Source organism: Calditerrivibrio sp., from assembly GCF_049968475.1.
In the GTDB taxonomy this organism is placed as follows: Bacteria; Chrysiogenota; Deferribacteres; order Deferribacterales; family Calditerrivibrionaceae; genus Calditerrivibrio; species Calditerrivibrio nitroreducens_A.
In genome coordinates this window covers 447,507-462,620 of record NZ_JBMFQS010000001.1, presented here as the reverse complement: position 1 = coordinate 462,620, position 15,114 = coordinate 447,507, and the positions used below count along the sequence as shown (strand labels likewise).

The window sequence follows — 15,114 nt, the reverse complement described above, 5'->3', positions numbered from 1 at the left end:
ATTGATACTAATATTTTTATTTGGGTATGTCAAGAATGAGAAAAAATAAATTAAATTAATTTGACAAAACTTATATATTTTATACAATAAAAATTATGATATTGATATTTAAAAAAGGGTTGAATCTACCATTAGAAAAAGAGATATCTGGAGAAATCATTCATTATAAAAGTAATAAATTTGGCATAGTATCAGATGACTACATATCTTTGAAACCTAAATTTGAAAAAAATCCAGGCGATTTAATAAAGCCCGGCGACCTGCTATTTTATGATGCGAAAAATAGAGGCATAAGATTCTATTCATTTGTTAATGGTGAGGTTTGTGAAATAACAAGAGGTGAAAAAAGAAGATTTATATCTTACTCTTTTAAAGGGGAACCTTCTGTCTACAATTATCCAGAAAATTTATCAAAAATTGCATTGAAAAAAGAAAACAGAGATAAAATCATTGATATCATAATAAACTCAGGATTCTGGATATCCATAAGGCAGAGACCATTTGACAAAGTGGCCAATCCTGATGTGGTACCTGATAAAATTTTTGCAATGCTAATAGATACCAGACCATACTCACCTGACGTAAAAACTATTTTAAACGGAAACGAAGAGTATCTTAAAATGGGTCTAAAGATTTTTAGTATCCTGACGAAGACAGATCTTTATCTGATCAAGGACAAAAAGGTAACTTTCGACTTAGAATTGGAAAACTTAAAAATAATAGATGTATCGGGCCCTCACCCGGCAGGTCTTGTGGGAACACATATCAATAATCTATACCCACTAAACAGAAAAAGATCTATCTGGTACATAGACTATCAGGATATAATAGCCATAGGAAAGCTTTTTAGAGATAATATCATAGATAATCAAAAAGTCATTTCTGTTGCAGGGGAAGGGGTAAATAACAGTTTATATAGAGTATACAACCATGCTTCAGTGGATCCACTCATTCAATTTAACGAAGAGATAAGAATAATATCCGGCTCACCTCTTCACGGTAGAAAGGTTAAAAACAAAACCAATTATATCAATAGGTACATAAATATAATATCATCTTTAAAAGAGGCAAATGAAAGAGAGTTTATGGGATGGTTAAAGCCAGGTTTAAATAGATTTTCTGTAAAAAATGTGTTCCTATCAAAACTATTAAAAAAAGAGGTTGTTTTCAATACATCCTTAAATGGTAGCTTTAGACCTATGGTACCTGTGGGTTCCTATGAAAAAGTCTGTTTGCTTGACCTTCCAATAACACATTTCTTGAGATATCTTTTGGTTGAAGATATTGAAATGGCAGAAAAATTAGGTGTTCTGGATTTTGGTGAAGAGGATATGTCTGTGTTTACTTTTGTATGTGTGGGAAAGTATGACTATGCTGTATATTTACGCAAGATACTTGATGAAATAGAAGGTGAAATGTGAGGAAGTATTTCGAAAAAATAGCTCCACTGTTCCATAAAGGTGGAAAATACGAAAAATTTTTTCCCATTTTTGAAATGGTGGAAACCTTCCTTTACGATCCATTGATAAGAACTGATGGTAAAACACACATACGGGATGGGCTTGATCTTAAAAGAACGATGATAATAGTATTTTTTGCAATAATGCCAACTGCAATATTCGGTATTTACAACGTTGGATATCAGGCAAATATCGTATTACAACAATCAGGACTCCATCTAATAGGTTTTCGCAATGAAATTGTACAGTTCTTTGGAATTAACCATGACCCCAGTTCGATATTTTCAAACTTTTTTGTTGGGTCACTATATTTCATCCCCCTTTATTTAATCACATTGATAGTGGGTGGTTTCTGGGAAGTCTTATTTGCAGTGGTGAGAAAACATGAGATTGCTGAAGCATTTCTGGTGACAAGTCTATTATACCCACTTATATTACCTCCAACTGTCCCCCTATGGCAGGCAGCCCTGGCTCTCAGTGTGGGATTAGTATTCGGCAAAGAGGTTTTTGGTGGGACAGGTAGAAACTTCGTAAACCCTGCCCTATTCTCAAGGGCTATTCTATTCTTCTCATACCCCCAATCTGTAACCGGTAATACAATGTGGGTTGCGGTTGATGGATATTCAAAAGCCACTCCACTTGCTGCATTCTCTTCTAAAGGGTTTGACTTTGGCTATACATTTGTGGATGGACTCTTGGGGTTTATACCAGGATCCATAGGGGAAACATCCGCTTTTTAGTAGGTTTTCTAAATGCCCTTGTAAGAGTTATAAATCCTGCATTCCCTGAAGGGACAATGCTTGCCATACTTTTTGGGAATATTTTTGCTCCTTTTATAGACAGCATATTTATCAAAAGATATATAAAAAACAGAGCATTGAAATATGAAAGAGACAAAGCTTAGAATATTTTTTGTATCTTTGGTGGTTGCTCTCTTCTTTTCTTTTTTAGTCTCCCTATCGGTCTATTTACTTAAAGAAAAACAGGATACAAATATACAACAGGACAGGCTAAAACATATATTATCCCTTGTAGGTGATAAAAAACTTCAAATGAATATAGTTATGGTGGATATTAAAACAGGGGAATATGAGAGTATAAATTCAGATTCAGTTTTTTTTAAAAACTTCAAGCTCCTGTCAACAGACGAAAATGCCATAAAGATCCCGAAAAAGGATGATATAATAGGTATCGGTTCCCATCCATCCAAAATACCAGCTTATATTTTTTCAAAAGATGGTAAGCTAAAAAAAAGTTGTTCTTTTCGTTTATGGAAACGGTTTATGGTCTACGATGTACGGTTTTATAGGGCTTTCTGAAGATCTCAATACAATGGGAATTAAAAATGATACATTTCTTGGACCGATATTTGTAAACAACCCAATAACTATTCAGGTTCTGGGGATATGTTCCTCCCTTGCAGTAACCACACAGCTTAAAACTGCCCTTGTAATGGGGCTTTCTGTTACTGTGGTGGTTGCATTGAGTAATCTTCTTATAAGTCTTATGAGAAACCAGATACCAACATCTGTAAGAATTATCATTGAAATGACTGTCATTGCATCTTTTGTTATAATTGTTGATCAGTTTTTAAAAGCATTCTTTTTTGACATAAGCAAGCAGTTGTCAGTTTTTGTGGGACTTATTATCACCAACTGCATCCTTATGGGTAGAGCAGAGGCCTTTGCATTAAAGAATCCACCTTTTTTGAGCTTCCTTGACGGTCTTGGAAATGGTATCGGATATGGACTAATTCTTGTCATAGTTGGTACCATCAGGGAGCTTGCAGGTACTGGTAAGCTTTTTGGATATGAGATATTTAAGTTAAAAGTAAATGGTGGTTGGTACATACCTAATGGCATGTTTCTACTTGCTCCCAGCGGATTTTTTATAATTGCCACCATCATCTGGTTTGTAAAAGAACGAGAAAAGAGAAAAAGGGGGATTAAATGATAGAGCAATATCTTAGTCTCCTCATAAAATCGATTTTCATTGAAAATATGGCATTATCTTTTTTCCTTGGGATGTGTACTTTTCTTGCTGTCTCCAACAACATTGAAACTGCAAAAGGGCTGGGTGTAGCGGTGGTGGTTGTCCAAACTATAACAGTACCTATAAACAATCTACTTTACACCTTTGTTTTCAAAGATGGAGCTATGGAGAGATTTGGACTTGTAGATATAAATCTTGGTTTCATAAGTTTAGTCGTTTACATTGGGGTGATAGCTGCAATCGTTCAAGTTCTTGAAATGATTCTGGATAGATTCTTCCCCAAGCTTTACACTGCTCTTGGGATCTTTCTGCCACTTATAACAGTAAATTGTGCAATATTAGGCGGCACTCTTTTCATGGCCCAAAGAGGATATACTTTTCCAGAATCTATAATTTACGGGTTTGGTAGTGGAACAGGTTGGGCTCTTGCTATTATCGGACTAGCTGGCATAAGAGAAAAGATGAAATACAGCGATATTCCATACGGTCTTAGGGGGCTTGGTATTGTTTTCATTGCCGCGGGTATAATGGCCGTGGCATTTATGATATTCTCGGGGATACAGTTGTGATTGTATTAGTTGGAACGATTTTTTTCACTCTCTTGATCCTTATACTGGTGGGTTTCATCATTGAAGCCAGAAAATTCCTTGTGAAAGAAGGTAAAGTAAAAATATTAATAAACAATGAAAAAGAGATAGAAACTTCCCCTGGCGATAAATTGTTGAATATTTTAGCATCAGAAAAAATATTCGTTTCTTCCGCCTGTGGAGGTGGTGGATCCTGCGGCCAATGCAAAGTAAAAGTTCTGGAAGGGGGAGGTTCACTCCTACCCACAGAAAAAGCACATATTTCAAGGAAACTTGAAAAAGAGGGCTTTAGACTCTCCTGCCAGTTACCGGTAAAAAATGATCTGAAAATCTTCTTGCCACCGGAAGTATTTAATGCAAAAGAATATCATTGTGAGGTAATATCAAATAGAAACGTTGCCACCTTCATAAAAGAATTAGTTTTGAAGCTTCCCACTGATGAATTCGATTTTGAAGCAGGCGGATATATACAGATAAAAATACCACCTTATGCGTTATCCTTTAAGGATTTCATTATAGAAGATGAGTACAAGCCGGATTGGGATAAATACAACCTATGGAGCTTAAGATCTAAAAATGACCGGGAAGTAATAAGAGCCTATTCTATGGCAAACTTCCCTCTTGAAAAAGGGATAGTCAAACTAAATGTGAGAATAGCAACACCTCCCCCCAGGAGTATCAATATCCCTCCAGGTGTAGGTTCATCTTATATCTTCTCCCTCAAACCCGGGGATAAGGTAACAATTTTAGGTCCATTTGGTGAATTCAAAGCATCAGATACCGATGCTGAAATGTTATTTATTGGTGGCGGAGCCGGAATGGCACCTTTAAGGTCAATAATTTTTGATCAATTAATAAGGCTTAATTCAAAAAGGAAAATAACATACTGGTATGGTGCAAGAAGCCTCAGAGAGATCTTTTATTCAGAAGATTTTGAAAAACTACAAACCAAATTTGATAATTTTAAATGGTATATCGCCCTTTCAGAGCCCCTACCTGAAGATAACTGGCAGGGGTATGTAGGATTTATCCATCAGGTGGTTTTTGAACACTACCTAAAAAATCATCCGGAGCCAGAATCTGTAGAATATTATCTATGTGGACCTCCACCTATGCTTAAAGCTGTCCTGGAGATGCTTGATAATTTAGGTGTGGAAAGGGGTAATATCAGGTTTGACGATTTTGGAAGCTAACAAAGAAAGGGGGGATTATCCCTCTTCTTCACATAAGTAGTTCATTTCTTTTTATTTTTTACTAATAAATCATACAGATCCATAGGAACTACTTGTTTTTGTTCTGCAATCTCCTTCAGTGTCATACCCTCTTTAGGGTTAAATCCCTCTTTTTTGAGCATTGTGATTGCTTCGTCTATATTTATTTTGTATTTCTTGCTAAATTCAGAAAGTTTCATCTTACCAAGTCCTGTTGGTTGATTTTCAGTAATCACTTTTTCTAAAGAAGCATTATTATCCCCTTTAATCTTTTCTTCATAGTCATCATACTTCGATTCTACAAGATCCCACAATGAAGATGGGCTAAGCTTGTTTTTACGGCTAATATCCAAAAATTTTTCATCCACAGAACTAAACTGTACATTATTATCTTTCAAAATCTGAACCACAACATTAATATCCAATCCCTCTTTTTTGCACAACTCACTCAACTTTGATAACTCGGCATGTGGATATGGGGGGGTTCCAACTTTATCTCTCCAGCTTTCCTTTACCTTATCACTCAGGACAAGTAAGTCATTAAAAGGGGAAATTTTATAATATGTCCCAAAAATAAATACTAAAAATATAATCGTTGAAATGATAAAACTCGGTGTAAAAACGACGATCTTTTTAGCTTTTGACTTGAAATACAGGATAATGGCATTCCAGTTGAGATAAGTATGAAGCAAACCAGAAATCATGAATAATGCAGAGATTGTAGTATGCAAATCCCCCCATTGATCCTTAGTCAATCCTATTATGTGTAAATCTGCCCAATAAGCAACTCTACCTTCTGGAACTATAAATAGGACGATACCGGTAAGGGTCATCCCTATAAAAGACCACAATGTTGTAAGTGATACAATTTTTCTGAACATATAAAAACAAACCTCCATTTTTTCATTCCTTAATATCAAAAAAGATGCCAATTGACCTTACTATTAAATATAAGATATGTTCAAACAAATATAATAAAAAATGTGAAAATATTTCACAGAATGTGAAAGGGCAGTTCATTACCCTTTCACATTTTTTTTAAGCAACTTTTACAAACTTATCGGATGGTACACCACAAATTGGACATTTCGATGGTGCTGCATCAAATTCTATATATCCACAAACAGGACAGAGATAGAAATCGGTATTTTCTAAATCCTTACCGGTCTCCACTGCTTCAAGAGCTTTTTTATAAAGCTTTGCGTGTACCTCTTCCGCTTTAATGGCAAAGTTAAACATTATTTTTGCTTTATGACCTTCTTCCACAGCCTTTTCCAGCATTGGGGGGTACATCTCGGTGAATTCAAAGGTTTCACCTTCGATCGCAGCCTTGAGATTATCCGCAGTGGAGGAAATCATTTCAAGTGCGTTCAAATGTCCTTCTGCATGGATTCTCTCCGCCTCGGCGGTTGTCTTAAAAAGCTTGGCAACGTTTTTAAAACCCTCTTTTTCTGCTTTCTTTGCAAATGCAACGTATTTCTGATAAGCCTGGCTTTCACCAGCAAAAGCCTCTTTAAGGTTTGATTTTGTTTCTGACATAAATAATACCTCCTTTTTTAAAATTTTATCATATTTGTTTTTGTCAGCAATACCTTATTTCTCGTACCTGGTCCATTTAAAAGAGTGTATATCACCGCCTGCTCCCCATAAAGATCGGCGGATATACCATCAACCGGAATAACAATTAAATACCCCCTCTGGGCAGCTTCAGTAGCAGTAAAAAGCACAGCCCCATTTGCGGCAGTACCTGTAATGATCAATTTTCTAATATTCCTATCCTTTAGCACTTTATCCAGTTCTGTGTTCAAAAATTTATTCACACTCGAATTCACTATTGGTTCACCATCAATCGGTTTTACAGGTAATAGAATCGTATCTTTAGTTCCGTTTGGAGTAAGGGAATATACCACAAATACCCCATTTGACCTGGCTTTCTTAATAATCTTTTCGATATTTGGAACAGATTCAAGACATCTTGGCCGTCTATCCTTGTTACATGTAAGTTCCTCTATATCCAAAATCAAAAGGGCCGTCTCATTATCAACGATGTAATCTAACAATCCTGGTTTTTCAGGTGGCACCACCCAGTCCCATTCATCGATAATATCCGCAGCATACAAAAAACCACTCAAAATAAGTGGCATAAGTGCAAAAATAATCTTCTTCATAATGACCTCTTTAGATATTTTTCTTTTTTAAGCCTTCCAGAACAATACTAAATTTCCTCTCCAATTCTATTATAGCAGATTTTTTCATTGTTTCATTCAAAAAATTAAATTTTAATAATTTACAAAGGGAAAGCAATCTATAATATTCCAGATATGGTGTATTAAGACTCAATTGATGACCATTATGGGCAACTTTGATAATTGTTTTTATGGGAAGATACCCTATACTATAATGTAAAGCAATTCTTAGCCACATATCATAATCCTCACAAACCGGAAGGCCAACGTCGAATAAACCAACATGCCTGAATATATCTTTATGAATCACCACCGATGATGGGCTTATTCTACAAAAATCTAAAATTTTAGCAAATATCTTCCCACCATACTTCCCATGTTTCCTTCCCTGATTTACAAATCTACCATTTTTAAACCAGAATTCATCAGTATGGCAGATCAAAAATCGATTTTTCTCCATAAAATCTTTCTGTAACTTCAGCTTGTTTGGCAGCCAGATATCATCCGAATCAAGAAAAGCGATAAAATCATAATTGGAGTTTTCTATACCAACATTTCTGGCAAAACTAACACCTTTATTTTCAGGTATTTTAATATAATTAATTCTTGAAAGATAAGGTCTTAAGACTTTAAAAATATCAATCAAAGATCCATCATCCACAACGATAACTTCATAATTATCATAGGTCTGCAATAAAACAGATTCAATTGCATTTTTAAGTAGATCTGTTCTATTGTATACAGGTATGACAACGGAAAAAAACACTTCTACACCGGTTTTTTCCTATCCATTATAGTAGAAAATACCAAAATAGTATTTGTCTTCTGTACTCCCTTTATATTTCTAATCTTTTTAATTAAATTGGAAAGTGTTTCGGTATTTTTCGTAATAACTTTTGCTATCATTGTAAAGTCACCGGTTACATGATGACATTCTATCAAATCTTCATCTATATTAGATATATTCTTTTCAAAGTCAGAAATACTCTGGGCACTGTCCAGAGAAATGCCAATAAAAGCTAAAATATCATATCCGAGGGCTTTATAATTAACATTAGCAGTATAACTTTTTATTATTCCGTTTGCTTCTAACTTTTTTATCCGCTCTATCACCGAAGGGGATGAAAGATCCACCTCCTTGGCCATATCTGCATAAGACGTTCTGGAATTGGATATAAGCATATTAATAAGCTTTTTATCTATATTATCAATTAGTTCTGCCATCACTACCTCCATCTTTTTATATTTATTTTAGCACAAGAATTATTGAATTTGCAAGTAGAACAAAGTGGTGAAGTAGGTTTGCACACATTCTGTCCGTAAGCCACAAGATATTCATTCCATTTTATCCAATATTTTACTGGTAATCTCTCCCTCAACACCATCTCTGTTTCATCAGGATTTTTTGTATTTACAAGTCCCATTCTATTCATAATTCTATGCACATGAGTATCAACACACACAGCCGGTATACCAAACCCCTCCACCAAAACTAAATTTGCCGTTTTTCTTCCAACACCTTTTATTTTTAAAAGTTCATCTAAACTATCCGGCACTCTTCCCTGATAATTTTCCAAGAGATATTTCGATATATTAAGTATTTGAAGACTTTTTTTCTTGTAAAATCCTGCAGGATATATCAGCTTTTCAATTTCATCAACCTGTAATTTCAACATATCAAAAGGGTTGTCCGCTCGACTCAAAAGCCTTTCCGATGCTTTCAGAGTCACTTCATCCTTAGTTCTTAGGGATATCAATGTGCTAATAAGCACAGCAAAAGGGTTACCTTTTATAAGATTTGCAATCTTTGTGACAGATGGAGTTTCAAATCTTTTGTATTCAGTTTCCAGAAGTAAGAAGATCTCATCAATATCAAAATTCACTGCACTTCGTCCAGATATTCCCGCAATTTCGGTTTGAGATGGAATTTACTTAAATCGAAGTTTTTAATGGACTTTGCTATTACTGATACTTTGTAGTCATCCTTTGCTTTTTTATCGATTATGATATAAAATTTATCTTCCACCTTACAAAGCCCCCCTCGGGCAGAGGTCTTCTCATATCTTAATATTATACCTAATTTCGAGCACAACTCCTCAAGATCTTTTAAAATCTGCTTAACATTCATCCTGTATCATTTACTTCTTATAAAGAGGTGACATCTCCCTGAGCTTTTGAACACTTGCTTTCAATATATCTACAGCAGTATCCACCTCTTGTATTGCATTGAATCTACCAAAGCTAAATCTAATAGAACCATGAATATCTACCGGATCGACTTTTATAGCTTTCAACACATGGGAAGCATCGATATCACCGGAAGAACAGGCAGACCCAGTGGAACAACATATTTCGGAAGCATAAACCATAAGAGCTTCCGCTTCTATGTGTCTAAAGGTAATATTAGAAATGTTGCAAACCCTTTTATCCTTATCTCCATTCACATAAACATCCGGAATCTCACTCAGTACCCTTTCCTCAAACCTATCCCTGATGGCAGATATATGCTTGATATCTTTATCCAGTTCATTTTGTATAATTCTGCAGGCTTCAGAAATACCTATTATATAAGGGACATTTTCAGTACCAGATCTTATCCCAAACTCCTGATGTCCACCATGAATGATCGGCTGGATGAGATTTTTTAGCTCTTTGTCTATGTACAATACTCCGATCCCTTTAGGAGCATAAATCTTATGTCCAGAGAAACTCAAAAGATGTACCCCCAATTCACACACATCAACATTCATCTTCCCCACCGCCTGTACAGCATCTGTATGAAGAATAAACCCATGTTTTCTGGCAAGCTGTCCAATTTCTTTGATAGGTTGAATGGTGCCTATTTCGTTGTTTGCAAGCATTATACTTACGAGTATAGTATCATCTCTCAGAGCATTTTTAAAGTCTTCTATATCTATAATACCATCTTTTTTTACAGGAAGATACGTTACATCAAATCCATTTTCCTCAAGGTATTTGCATGATTCCTGTACAGCTTTATGCTCTATATTTGATGTTATTATATGTTTACCTTTCCCCTTCAATGCAAAAGCAATACCTTTTATAGCCAGATTATCCGACTCCGTTCCACTACTACAGAATATAATCTCCTCCGGCAGGGCTGATATAGTTTTTGCAACTATTTCCCGAGCTTTTTCCACATCATCTCTTATTGCTCTACCTTCTTTGTGTATACTGGAGGGATTAGCGAACCTTTCTTTAAAATAAGGTATCATCGATTCGAAAACTCTTTCATCTACCTTTGTAGTAGCACTGTTATCAAAGTAAATACCCATAACTAAGCTCCAAAATGCATATCTTTCATTCTTTGTAATGTAATTCTTTCAAAGTAATTGTCAATATCTTTTTTAAGACCAAACCACACCCAATTAACAGCACAAACACTTGATTTTTCACATCCATTAGAATCTATACAATCCACAGGTTTTATTGGTCCATCCATAGAATAAATAATATCTTTAAGCGTTATCTCATTTAAAGGCCTAGCAAAAGTATAACCACCAAGGGTTCCCCTTACAGACTTTACTATCTTATTTTTTCTCAATTTTGTAAAAAGTTGTTCAAGGTATTTGACTGAAATATCTTCAAAATCTGAAATCTTCTTTATGGAAACAGGCTCTTTGTCTCCACCTAACGCCAACATTGCAAATATGGCTCTTATTGCATACCTGCTTTTAGTTGTTATCTTCATCCTTACCTCCTTTTCGGAGCTCTTCTATCTCTTTTTCCAGCATCACCACTCTATCGACGATGCAGGAAATAGCTTTTGCAACAGGATCGGGCAATTTGTCATGTTCAAAATCCTGGGGTCTTGATGATTCAGTTACAACTCTTCCGGGGATACCAACAACGGTAGCATTTTCAGGCACCTCTTTTATAACCACCGAATTAGATCCTATCTTAGCCCCATCCCCAACTTTAAAAGGCCCCAAAATTTTGGCTCCTGATCCTATCACTACGCCATTACCTATTGTGGGATGCCTTTTCCCCTTATTCAAGGAAACCCCCCCAAGAGTAACACCATGATAAATAGTAACGTCATCTCCTATTTCGGCAGTTTCACCTATAACAACACCCATTCCATGATCGATAAAAAACCTTTTACCTATCTTCGCCCCGGGATGGATTTCAATGCCTGTTAAAAATCTTGAAATATGGGACACAAATCTGGCCAGAAAATAGAGCTTCATATTCCACAACCTATGCGCAAAACGATGGAATAACCTGGCATGAAATCCTGGATAGCAAAATATCACTTCCAAAGTGCTTCTTGCCGCTGGATCTCTTTCAAAAATTGCCTGGATATCCTCTTTTATCTCTTTGAAAAGCCCCATATCATACCCACGTAGTAGAAAATTTATTTAAAATATAAGGGGCTTACGCCCCAAATAAGAATAATTAGCGTGCTTCAATAGCATCCACCGGGCAAACTTCCACACAAGCACCACAATCAGTGCAAGTATCAGCATCAATGACCCTTTTACCATCAGCTTCGCTGATAGCTCCTACTGGGCACTCATCCTCGCAAGCTCCACAGTTTGTACAAACATCTGTTATAAAATGTGCCATTTTGCACCTCCTAAATTTGTTATATACTCATAGACAGATGTACCAACATTGTCAACAAAAATTTTTAGATTTTAAAAACTCTTCATTGTTTAACAATTCTTTAGTCCATAGGCAAATAGGCGTAACCCCTATTTTGATACCCTATAATTGAAAGATAACCATTTCTTACCACTTTGATTTCTTCAAGAATATCAATAACTTCTACCCCTCTTAGACCAGCAGCAATAGCGCATAACTCAAAATTCACCCCTTTACTCTGTAATAGAAGTATCATTTTTCTAACTTTTTTGTGAGCTTCAACATATTCAGATTTTATATATTTTGGTGTTTTTGTCATAAAATCCACCGCTCCACCTCTAATGGCAACGACAACATCGTACTTTTTATTGTTATTTTCAATATCATTAAGAGTTTTTTCCAAAAGTCCAAGTCTTAAAAGTATCATATCAGGTGATGATACGTTAAAATCCACAACTATTTTAATAAACTCCAAACCATCAAGTGAACTACCAATCGGAAGCTTGTCAACGGCATAACAATATGAAAATGATGTTAAAAAAATAATAATACAAAAAATTTTTCTCACAATGTAACTCCCGAAAGTCTATTATTTTTAATTTTAAAATAATAAGACAAAAATTCAAACAAAAAATATTTTCACAAATAAAAGATTTTCAAATAGCAGTGAATCAAAAAGTAATTGCTATCTGTGGTAACAGTTAAACCACAGATAGCAAAAAGAACAGAAATTATAAGTTTTATTTTAAAATATTAGCTGCAATGGGAGTATCCACATGAATAACAAACATCGCAACCCTCAAGGTACTGAATAGGACCACCGCATTCCGGGCAGGCACCATTTTTCACCACCACTTCCTCTTTCTCTTCCGCCTGCTCCAGTAATTTATCCACAGTAACACCTGGGGAGATAACTCTTATTTCCACAGGATTATTGACCGCTTTTTCGATAGCCTTAGCAACAGCATCCGCACAGCTCAACACCTGATTTGGGCCAAAACCGAATTTCATATGGCATGAGATACCTTTTAATTGTTTAATAATAGTCTCCGGAGCTCCACCGCTTCTGAATACTATCGATATTAACCGCCCAATTGCTTCACACTGACTCTGGGCACAGCCGCCAGCTTTACCCATACTCGTAAATACTTCAAAAGGATCACCATTTTCATCTGAATTTATAGTAACATACAATTTACCACATCCAGTCATCATCTCTATGGTTTTACCGTAAAGTATCTTTGGTCTTGGCCTTGGGGTAAAAGTAGCCTTATACTCAACATTCATCTGTTCTTTCTCTTTTTCTGTCTTAGTTCCTATGTTTATTACCTGATCCTCTCTGCAGCCATCTCTGTATATAGTGATCCCTTTACATCCAAGTTTATATGCAAGAAGATATGCATTTCTTACATCTTCTATCGTTGCATCATGGGAAAAATTAACTGTTTTACTCACCGCATTATCAGTATACTTCTGAAAAGCTGCCTGCATCTTAACATGCCAGATGGGGCTTATCTCATGGGCTGTTACAAAAACTTTTTTCAATTTCTCAGGGATATCAGGTATATCTTTTAAAATCCCCTTTTCAGCAATCTTCTCCATAAGTTCTTCAGAGTAAATTCCATATTCTTTTACTTTATTTTTAAAGTATGGGTTTACCTCCACAAGCTTGGTGTTATCCATCACATTCCTATAAAAAGCTATAGCAAAATACGGTTCCACCCCGCTGGATGCATTACCTATAATTGATATGGTACCTGTTGGAGCAATTGTCGTAGTTGTTGCATTCCTAAGATATTTATAACCCATTTCAGGATATATGCTATCTTCAAAATTTGGAAAATTACCCCGTACCTCAGCAAGTTTTGAAGATGCTTTTTTAGATTCATCATTGAAAAACTTCATTACTTTTTCTGCTAATTCTATACCTTCATAACTATTATAAGGAATCTCCAGTAAAGCAAGAGTATCAGCCCATCCCATCAAACCAAGCCCTATCTTTCTATTCTTTTTTGTCATATGCTCTATTTCAGGAATGGGATATTTATTCATATCGATAACATTATCAAGGAAATGAACGCTAGTATGTATTACATATCTAAGCTCTTCCCAATCTATTTTCTTATCCTTAACGAATTTAGCTATATTAATAGACCCTAAATTACATGACTCATAGGGTAAAAGTGGCTGCTCACCGCAAGGATTAGTGCTTTCTATTTCACCTTCTTTCGGTGTGGGATTTGCTTTATTTATTCTATCTAAAAAGATTATACCGGGATCGCCACCCTCCCAAGCTAGTTTAACCATTTCATCAAATACTTTTCTTGCATTTAGTTTCCCTACTACTTTTTTATTTCTTGGATTAATCAATTCAAAATCTTTACCCTCCTCAACAGCTTTCATAAATTCTTCAGTAAGCCCAACAGATAGGTTAAAATTTGTAAGCTTTGATTTATCTTTCTTAGCATATATAAAATCCATTATATCTGGATGATCCACCCTAAGGATACCCATATTAGCTCCTCTTCTTGTTCCACCTTGTTTAATTACTTCAGTAGCAGCATCAAATACAGATATGAAGGATATAGGACCACTGGAAACACCTTTAGTCGTTTTTACAACATCATCTTTAGGTCTAAGCCTTGAAAAAGAAAAACCTGTTCCGCCACCAGATTTATGGATTAATGCTGTATATTTTACAGCTTCAAAGATTTTATCCAAAGAATCTTCTATTGGTAAAACAAAACAAGCCGAAAGCTGTTGAAGCTCTTTACCAGCATTCATAAGAGTAGGAGAATTTGGTAAAAATTTTAAATCTACCATAATATCATAAAACTTTTTAGCAGTCTCTGCTATATCAGCATCCTTATTGTAGTTTAAATCAGCCTGAGCAATATTAATTGCTACTCTCTGGAACATCTCTTTTGGAGTTTCTTGTAAATTACCTTCAGCATCTCTTTTAAGATACCTTTTCTTCAAAACGGTAATCGCATTGCTTGACAACTCTGGCTCTTTTGTCAATGAAGCCTTTATTTTTTCCATAAACCATATTCCTCCAGTTTTAATATTC

At 35.4% G+C, this 15,114-nt stretch carries 18 protein-coding genes and 1 pseudogene; 6 read left to right on the top strand and 13 right to left on the bottom strand.

The annotated features are described in order from the left end of the window. The first annotated feature begins 95 nt into the window (after positions 1–95). The 6 genes and pseudogenes from nqrA to nqrF all read left to right on the top strand — a co-directional run bounded on the left by nqrA (position 96) and on the right by nqrF (position 5,232). Positions 96–1,421: an NADH:ubiquinone reductase (Na(+)-transporting) subunit A gene (gene nqrA, locus ACP5Q2_RS02355; RefSeq protein ID WP_428096812.1), complete on the top strand. Its 1,326-nt coding sequence runs from the start codon at positions 96–98 to the stop codon at positions 1,419–1,421. Continuing rightward, a pseudogene (locus ACP5Q2_RS02350) lies at positions 1,418–2,364 on the top strand (RnfABCDGE type electron transport complex subunit D). The gene nqrA and the pseudogene ACP5Q2_RS02350 overlap by 4 nt, the downstream one beginning before the upstream one ends. Further along, positions 2,345–2,779, top strand: coding sequence for a hypothetical protein (locus tag ACP5Q2_RS02345; protein WP_428096810.1), 435 nt, complete (start codon positions 2,345–2,347; stop codon positions 2,777–2,779). Before ACP5Q2_RS02350 ends, ACP5Q2_RS02345 begins: the two are co-directional and overlap by 20 nt. A gap of 13 nt (positions 2,780–2,792) precedes the next feature. Continuing rightward, positions 2,793–3,413: an NADH:ubiquinone reductase (Na(+)-transporting) subunit D gene (locus ACP5Q2_RS02340; RefSeq protein WP_428096961.1), complete on the top strand. Its 621-nt coding sequence runs from the start codon at positions 2,793–2,795 to the stop codon at positions 3,411–3,413. Further along, on the top strand, positions 3,410–4,021 hold the full coding sequence (gene nqrE, locus ACP5Q2_RS02335; protein WP_428096807.1) for an NADH:ubiquinone reductase (Na(+)-transporting) subunit E: 612 nt from the start codon (positions 3,410–3,412) through the stop codon (positions 4,019–4,021). Before ACP5Q2_RS02340 ends, nqrE begins: the two co-directional genes overlap by 4 nt. After that, positions 4,018–5,232 (top strand): NADH:ubiquinone reductase (Na(+)-transporting) subunit F, encoded by a 1,215-nt coding sequence (nqrF, locus tag ACP5Q2_RS02330; protein WP_428096804.1) that lies wholly within the window; start codon positions 4,018–4,020, stop codon positions 5,230–5,232. The genes nqrE and nqrF overlap by 4 nt, the downstream gene beginning before the upstream one ends. 41 nt (positions 5,233–5,273) lie before the next feature. Here nqrF and ACP5Q2_RS02325 read toward each other — a convergent pair whose 3' ends face one another. From ACP5Q2_RS02325 to ACP5Q2_RS02265, 13 genes are all read right to left on the bottom strand, one after another. Further along, a complete protein-coding gene (locus ACP5Q2_RS02325) occupies positions 5,274–6,131 on the bottom strand; it encodes a DUF4405 domain-containing protein (RefSeq protein WP_428096802.1) in 858 nt (285 codons plus the stop codon). A 157-nt stretch (positions 6,132–6,288) separates the two neighbouring features. Beyond that, positions 6,289–6,789 (bottom strand): rubrerythrin family protein, encoded by a 501-nt coding sequence (locus tag ACP5Q2_RS02320; protein WP_424606344.1) that lies wholly within the window; start codon positions 6,787–6,789, stop codon positions 6,289–6,291. 17 nt (positions 6,790–6,806) lie between these two features. Next, a complete protein-coding gene (locus tag ACP5Q2_RS02315; protein ID WP_428096799.1) occupies positions 6,807–7,418 on the bottom strand; it encodes a cysteine hydrolase family protein in 612 nt (203 codons plus the stop codon). A 10-nt stretch (positions 7,419–7,428) separates the two neighbouring features. Further along, positions 7,429–8,202 carry a glycosyltransferase family 2 protein gene (locus ACP5Q2_RS02310; RefSeq protein WP_428096796.1) on the bottom strand — a complete coding sequence of 258 codons (774 nt, stop codon included), beginning with the start codon at positions 8,200–8,202 and terminating at the stop codon, positions 7,429–7,431. Positions 8,203–8,204: 2 nt separating this feature from the next. Next, on the bottom strand, positions 8,205–8,660 hold the full coding sequence (locus ACP5Q2_RS02305) for an Lrp/AsnC family transcriptional regulator (protein ID WP_424606341.1): 456 nt from the start codon (positions 8,658–8,660) through the stop codon (positions 8,205–8,207). 2 nt (positions 8,661–8,662) lie between these two features. Continuing rightward, a complete protein-coding gene (locus ACP5Q2_RS02300; RefSeq protein WP_424606340.1) occupies positions 8,663–9,319 on the bottom strand; it encodes an endonuclease III domain-containing protein in 657 nt (218 codons plus the stop codon). Further along, positions 9,316–9,564 carry a hypothetical protein gene (locus ACP5Q2_RS02295; RefSeq protein WP_424606339.1) on the bottom strand — a complete coding sequence of 83 codons (249 nt, stop codon included), beginning with the start codon at positions 9,562–9,564 and terminating at the stop codon, positions 9,316–9,318. Before ACP5Q2_RS02295 ends, ACP5Q2_RS02300 begins: the two co-directional genes overlap by 4 nt. A 10-nt stretch (positions 9,565–9,574) precedes the next feature. Further along, entirely contained in the window at positions 9,575–10,732 is a 1,158-nt protein-coding gene (locus ACP5Q2_RS02290; protein WP_428096792.1) for a cysteine desulfurase family protein, read from the bottom strand. A gap of 2 nt (positions 10,733–10,734) precedes the next feature. Then, positions 10,735–11,148: an RrF2 family transcriptional regulator gene (locus ACP5Q2_RS02285; RefSeq protein WP_428096789.1), complete on the bottom strand. Its 414-nt coding sequence runs from the start codon at positions 11,146–11,148 to the stop codon at positions 10,735–10,737. Next, positions 11,132–11,791: a serine O-acetyltransferase gene (cysE, locus tag ACP5Q2_RS02280; RefSeq protein WP_424606336.1), complete on the bottom strand. Its 660-nt coding sequence runs from the start codon at positions 11,789–11,791 to the stop codon at positions 11,132–11,134. The genes ACP5Q2_RS02285 and cysE overlap by 17 nt, the downstream gene beginning before the upstream one ends. A 64-nt stretch (positions 11,792–11,855) precedes the next feature. Beyond that, on the bottom strand, positions 11,856–12,026 hold the full coding sequence (locus tag ACP5Q2_RS02275) for an indolepyruvate ferredoxin oxidoreductase subunit alpha (RefSeq protein ID WP_428096785.1): 171 nt from the start codon (positions 12,024–12,026) through the stop codon (positions 11,856–11,858). A 100-nt stretch (positions 12,027–12,126) separates the two neighbouring features. Then, positions 12,127–12,612: a DsrE family protein gene (locus ACP5Q2_RS02270; RefSeq protein WP_428096782.1), complete on the bottom strand. Its 486-nt coding sequence runs from the start codon at positions 12,610–12,612 to the stop codon at positions 12,127–12,129. 185 nt (positions 12,613–12,797) lie between these two features. After that, positions 12,798–15,086, bottom strand: a complete 2,289-nt coding sequence (locus tag ACP5Q2_RS02265) for a vitamin B12-dependent ribonucleotide reductase (protein WP_428096779.1) — start codon at positions 15,084–15,086, stop codon at positions 12,798–12,800. Between the last annotated feature and the right edge of the window lie 28 nt (positions 15,087–15,114).

Bases quoted from the DNA above. Each gene is read 5' to 3' on its own strand.
- nqrA (WP_428096812.1), top strand. From the start codon at position 96: ATGATATTGATATTTAAAAAAGGGTTGAATCTACCATTAGAAAAAGAG.
- ACP5Q2_RS02345 (WP_428096810.1), top strand. From the start codon at position 2,345: ATGAAAGAGACAAAGCTTAGAATATTTTTTGTATCTTTGGTGGTTGCT.
- ACP5Q2_RS02340 (WP_428096961.1), top strand. From the start codon at position 2,793: ATGGGAATTAAAAATGATACATTTCTTGGACCGATATTTGTAAACAAC.
- nqrE (WP_428096807.1), top strand. From the start codon at position 3,410: ATGATAGAGCAATATCTTAGTCTCCTCATAAAATCGATTTTCATTGAA.
- ACP5Q2_RS02325 (WP_428096802.1), bottom strand. From the start codon at position 6,131: ATGTTCAGAAAAATTGTATCACTTACAACATTGTGGTCTTTTATAGGG.
- ACP5Q2_RS02320 (WP_424606344.1), bottom strand. From the start codon at position 6,789: ATGTCAGAAACAAAATCAAACCTTAAAGAGGCTTTTGCTGGTGAAAGC.
- ACP5Q2_RS02315 (WP_428096799.1), bottom strand. From the start codon at position 7,418: ATGAAGAAGATTATTTTTGCACTTATGCCACTTATTTTGAGTGGTTTT.
- ACP5Q2_RS02305 (WP_424606341.1), bottom strand. From the start codon at position 8,660: ATGGCAGAACTAATTGATAATATAGATAAAAAGCTTATTAATATGCTT.
- ACP5Q2_RS02295 (WP_424606339.1), bottom strand. From the start codon at position 9,564: ATGAATGTTAAGCAGATTTTAAAAGATCTTGAGGAGTTGTGCTCGAAA.
- ACP5Q2_RS02290 (WP_428096792.1), bottom strand. From the start codon at position 10,732: ATGGGTATTTACTTTGATAACAGTGCTACTACAAAGGTAGATGAAAGA.
- ACP5Q2_RS02285 (WP_428096789.1), bottom strand. From the start codon at position 11,148: ATGAAGATAACAACTAAAAGCAGGTATGCAATAAGAGCCATATTTGCA.
- cysE (WP_424606336.1), bottom strand. From the start codon at position 11,791: ATGGGGCTTTTCAAAGAGATAAAAGAGGATATCCAGGCAATTTTTGAA.
- ACP5Q2_RS02275 (WP_428096785.1), bottom strand. From the start codon at position 12,026: ATGGCACATTTTATAACAGATGTTTGTACAAACTGTGGAGCTTGCGAG.
- ACP5Q2_RS02265 (WP_428096779.1), bottom strand. From the start codon at position 15,086: ATGGAAAAAATAAAGGCTTCATTGACAAAAGAGCCAGAGTTGTCAAGC.